At 56.6% G+C, this 4,151-nt stretch carries 4 protein-coding genes, 1 tRNA gene and 1 pseudogene; 4 read left to right on the plus strand and 2 right to left on the minus strand.

Features of this window, described 5'->3' with window-relative positions; all coding sequences use genetic code 11:
• Window positions 1-5 precede the first annotated feature (5 nt).
• Genes RMO15_RS33390 through gcvPB form a run of 4 tightly spaced genes read left to right on the plus strand, consistent with a single transcriptional unit; the run spans window position 6 to window position 3,720 of the window.
• A complete protein-coding gene (locus RMO15_RS33390) occupies window positions 6-119 on the plus strand; it encodes a hypothetical protein (protein ID WP_369016143.1) in 114 nt (37 codons plus the stop codon).
• Between the two features lie 51 nt (window positions 120-170).
• The gene (gene gcvPA, locus RMO15_RS20105; RefSeq protein WP_309716032.1) at window positions 171-1,478 is read left to right on the plus strand and encodes an aminomethyl-transferring glycine dehydrogenase subunit GcvPA; all 1,308 of its coding nucleotides are present in this window, start codon (window positions 171-173) and stop codon (window positions 1,476-1,478) included.
• Window positions 1,466-2,248 (plus strand): DUF6882 domain-containing protein, encoded by a 783-nt coding sequence (locus tag RMO15_RS20110; protein WP_309716035.1) that lies wholly within the window; start codon window positions 1,466-1,468, stop codon window positions 2,246-2,248. The genes gcvPA and RMO15_RS20110 overlap by 13 nt, the downstream gene beginning before the upstream one ends.
• 14 nt (window positions 2,249-2,262) lie before the next feature.
• Window positions 2,263-3,720, plus strand: coding sequence for an aminomethyl-transferring glycine dehydrogenase subunit GcvPB (gene gcvPB, locus RMO15_RS20115; RefSeq protein WP_309716038.1), 1,458 nt, complete (start codon window positions 2,263-2,265; stop codon window positions 3,718-3,720).
• A gap of 108 nt (window positions 3,721-3,828) precedes the next feature.
• Here gcvPB and RMO15_RS20120 read toward each other — a convergent pair.
• Both RMO15_RS20120 and tuf read right to left on the minus strand, forming a co-directional pair.
• Window positions 3,829-3,902, minus strand: a tRNA-Trp gene (locus RMO15_RS20120).
• 112 nt (window positions 3,903-4,014) lie between these two features.
• A pseudogene (gene tuf / locus RMO15_RS20125) lies at window positions 4,015-4,151 on the minus strand (elongation factor Tu); the annotation flags it as partial.

Raw genomic sequence — 4,151 nt, forward strand, 5'->3', positions numbered from 1 at the left:
CACTGATCAACACGACACCCTACGAAGATGGCTGGATGCTTAAAATCCGAATCTCCGATCCCGATGCCTTGGCCGAACTACTGGACGCCGAGGGTTACAAGAGCGAGATCGGGGAGTAAAAACACACCCCATCCCGCGTTCAAGCGGGAGTTAGGGGGTAGGAACCAATTATGTCCTATATTCCCAATACCGATGCGGATCGTGCCAAGATGCTGGCGGCGGTCGGGGCAAGCTCGATTAGTGCGCTCTTTGACCACCTGCCACAGCAAGTACGTGATGCCGCCGATTTTTCTGCGCTTCCCGATGCCCTCGATGACATTAGCCTGCGACGGCGGCTCTTAGAGCTTTCGGGCAAGTCTGTGACGATGGACTCACACGCCTGTTTCTTAGGCGCGGGTATCTACGACCATTTCATTCCCCCGACAGTCGGTTTTGTGACGGGCCGGACGGAGTTCTACACTGCCTACACACCCTACCAGCCCGAGGTCTCACAAGGGGTACTCCAGAGTATCTATGAGTTCCAGAGCCTGATCTGTCAGCTCACCGGGATGGATGTCTGCAACGCGTCTATGTATGATGGTGCCACCGCGCTCGCCGAGGCTGTCATCATGGCGGCGGATCTCACCAAGCGCAAAAAAGTGCTCCTGCCTAGCTCGCTCCACCCGGCACTGCGCCAAGTGATTGAGACCTACTTAGACCCGCTCGGTATCGTGATTGCCACACTGGACTGTGACCCCGTAACGGGCCAGCTTCCCGTGATGGCAGACGCCGAGGCCGCGTGTGTGGTCGTGCAGTCGCCGAACTTCTATGGCGTGATCGAAGACCTCAAGGCCCACGCCAATGCCGCGCATGCCAATGGAGCGCTTCTTGTCGCATCCGTAGACCCCATCTCTCTGGGACTCCTGGAGGCACCCGGCGATTGTGACGTGGACATTCTGGTTGCAGAGGGCCAAGGGCTGGGTGTCTTCCCGGCGTTTGGCGGCCCACTTCTAGGTATCTTCTGCTGCAAAAAAGAGTTCATTCGGCGCATTCCGGGCCGCATTGTCGGGGTAACTAAGGATAGTGAGGGCACCAAGGGCTATGTGATGACGCTCCGTACCCGTGAACAAGACATCCGCCGCGATACCGCCACGAGCAATATCTGCACCAACCAGGCGCTCTTTGCTCTCGCAGCCACGGTCTATCTGGCAAGCTTCGGCAAGACGGGTATGATCGAAGTGGCGACTCTCTGCCTCCAGAAAGCCCACTACGCTGCCGAGCAGCTCGCGAGCCTGCCGGGCTTTTCGCTGGTGTATAGTGGCCCGTTCTTCAAGGAGTTTCTGATTCAGTGTCCGAGCGACCCCGTCGCGCTCAATAAAACATTCCTCGCCGCTGGGATTCTGGGAGGACTACCACTTCCTGGAAATCAGATGCTGGTCTGTGTCACCGAGCAGCGCACCAAGGCCGAGATAGACCAGCTCGTCGCATGCCTTCGCTAAAGCTGGAAAATCATGTGTTTCGTCTGCTGGAAAACGAGCAGACAGCACTGACATTTCTGAACCGCACCGCACACTCGTGGGTGTGGGAGCTTGACTTGCCCGGAGGAGAGATTCTCTTCCGGGAGCCGGGTACGGGGCGTATCTTATTCTCGTCGCCCATAAAGCTAATCGGTACCTACGACCAGCAGTCCGGCAAGTTCCAGTTTGGCTGGTTCGATCCTACAGTTCCAGAAGATTGGAAATGTGTCACGGGTTTAGCAAAGATGAGAGTCGTGGCGCGGGGCGCAGGCTTGGAGATTTTTGACTCGCCTGAGCCCATCACGCTGAGCACTCCCACTCAGGCACAGGCCTGGGCAATCGCAAGCGCGGGGTACCTTAAGGCATTCTCCATCTTTGAGGCACGCCAGGCTGGCAAGACACAGTATGTCGTTGTGGAGTCCTTCCCCGACTCAGGGCTGACACAGCGCGATATTCACACTGCCCAGAACATTATTGAGGAAGGTATGCTACAGTTCTCCCTAAACCATCGTCAAGCCGTCGAAGCCTACCTCGGCCCTCCCTCCGCTGCAGGCGGATCGAACCTAGCGGATGAGACCCTCTACTGGCGCTTTGGCGACAGCCGGCTGCGGATTCAGTTCGCCCATCACGGACAGATTATCAGTATGAACACAGAGATCCCTCAACCTACTGCGGAGCTTGTCGAACCAGTTCAAGAAGCAGAGAGCAAGCCCGGGCTTTTAGGCCGCCTTTTTGGAAAGCGCAACCGATAAACAGAATCAATACTATGGAAAAAACAATTTTCGAACTCTCTCGACCGGGCCGTGTGGGCGTGCGAATGCCTGTCTGCGATGTGCCCGTGAAGCCTCTGGGTGACTTACTGCCTGGCGTTGCACTACGAACGGAGCTTCCGCTTCCCGAGCTCTCAGAACCAGAAGTCGTGCGACACTTTGTGCGTATCTCAAACATGAACTACTGCGTGGACAAGGGCTTTTACCCGCTAGGCTCCTGCACCATGAAGTACAACCCCAAGATCAACGATGTTGCCGTGAACATGCCTGGCTTCGCACGCGTGCATCCGTACCAACCCGAAGAGACAGCGCAGGGAGTCATCGAGGTTCTCTATGAGATGCAAGAGATGCTCTCGACCATTCTGGGGATGGATGCGGTCAGTCTCCAACCGGCAGCAGGTGCTCACGGCGAGCTTCTCGGGCTGATGCTGATTCGTGCATATCACGTGCATCGTGGCGATGGGGAGATCCGCAAGATGGTGCTGGTTCCGACTGCAGCCCACGGCACCAACCCGGCATCGGCAGCGCGCTGTGGCTACAAGGTAGTGGATGTAAAAACTAATGAAATAGGTCTGACGGACATTGACCATCTTAAAGAGCAGCTTGCCAAGAACGAAGGGCATATCGCAGGCTTCATGCTCACCAACCCCAATACGGTTGGGCTGTTCGAGGAAGAGATTTTAGAGATCTCCCGACTGGTGCATGAAGCGGGTGGCCTGATGTACTGCGATGGGGCGAACATGAACGCTCTGGTCGGCACGGTGCGTCCGGGTGATATGGGTTTTGACGTGATGCACGTGAACCTTCATAAAACCTTCTCCGTTCCCCACGGGGGTGGAGGCCCTGGCTCTGGCCCCGTCGGTGTAAAGGCGATCCTGGAGCCGTTTTTGCCCGTCCCGATGGCCGTCAAGCACGCCGATGGCACGTTCGGGCTGGACTCGGATCGTCCCCTCTCGATCGGAAAAGTAGGTCCCTATGCGGGAGCCTATCTCGCTGTGGTTCGTGGCTACGCCTACCTGATGCACTACGGGCGTGAGAAGCTACCACAGATCAGCGAGAACAGCGTGCTCAATGCGAGCTACTTAAAGGCCAAGCTCAGCAAGACCTTCGCTGTCGCCTACGACCGCCCCTGCATGCACGAGGCGGTTTTCTCGTTAGAGCGCCTCAAGAAAGACTACAACGTCAAAGCGCTGGATGTCTGCAAGCGGATCATTGACTACGGCTACCACCCTCCGACGATGTACTTCCCGCTGATCGTCCCTGAGTGCCTCATGATCGAGCCCACCGAGACCGAGAGCCTGGAGACACTGGATGCCTTTGTGGAGGTGATGGAGAAGATCGCCCAAGAGGCTGCGGACGACCCCGCCCTGGTGCAAGGCGCTCCCTACAACGCCCCCACCAAGCGCCTCGATGAGGCCTACGCCGCACGCAACCTGGATGTTGCCTGGAAGTAGTGACGCGTTTCAGGCCGCCTTTTTCTACACAATAAAAGGGCGGCCCTTGCCTCGGTGCAGAACGAACACTTAAAAACAAAAATAACCGCATTTCTGCGGTTATTCTCACGGGAGTTGAAGGACTCGAACCCTCGGCCTTCCACTTTGGAGGCGGACGCTCTAACCAACTGAGCTAAACTCCCTTATTTTGTCTTATTTCGAGACAAAACACAATTTTATTGTGCCTGATTCGCAAAGACTCACTGAGTTTACCATGTCCGGCTCTGGTTTGCCAGAGCCGGACAGAGTTTCTCACTAGGCTATGATTTTCGAGACGACGCCAGCGCCTACGGTTCGGCCACCCTCACGGATCGCAAACCGAAGACCCTCTTCCATCGCGATAGGAGCGATCAGCTCGCCCTTAATCGTGACGTTATCACCCGGCATCACCA

It is taken from the genome of Armatimonas sp. (assembly GCF_031410135.1).
Taxonomy (GTDB): Bacteria; Armatimonadota; Armatimonadia; order Armatimonadales; family Armatimonadaceae; genus Armatimonas.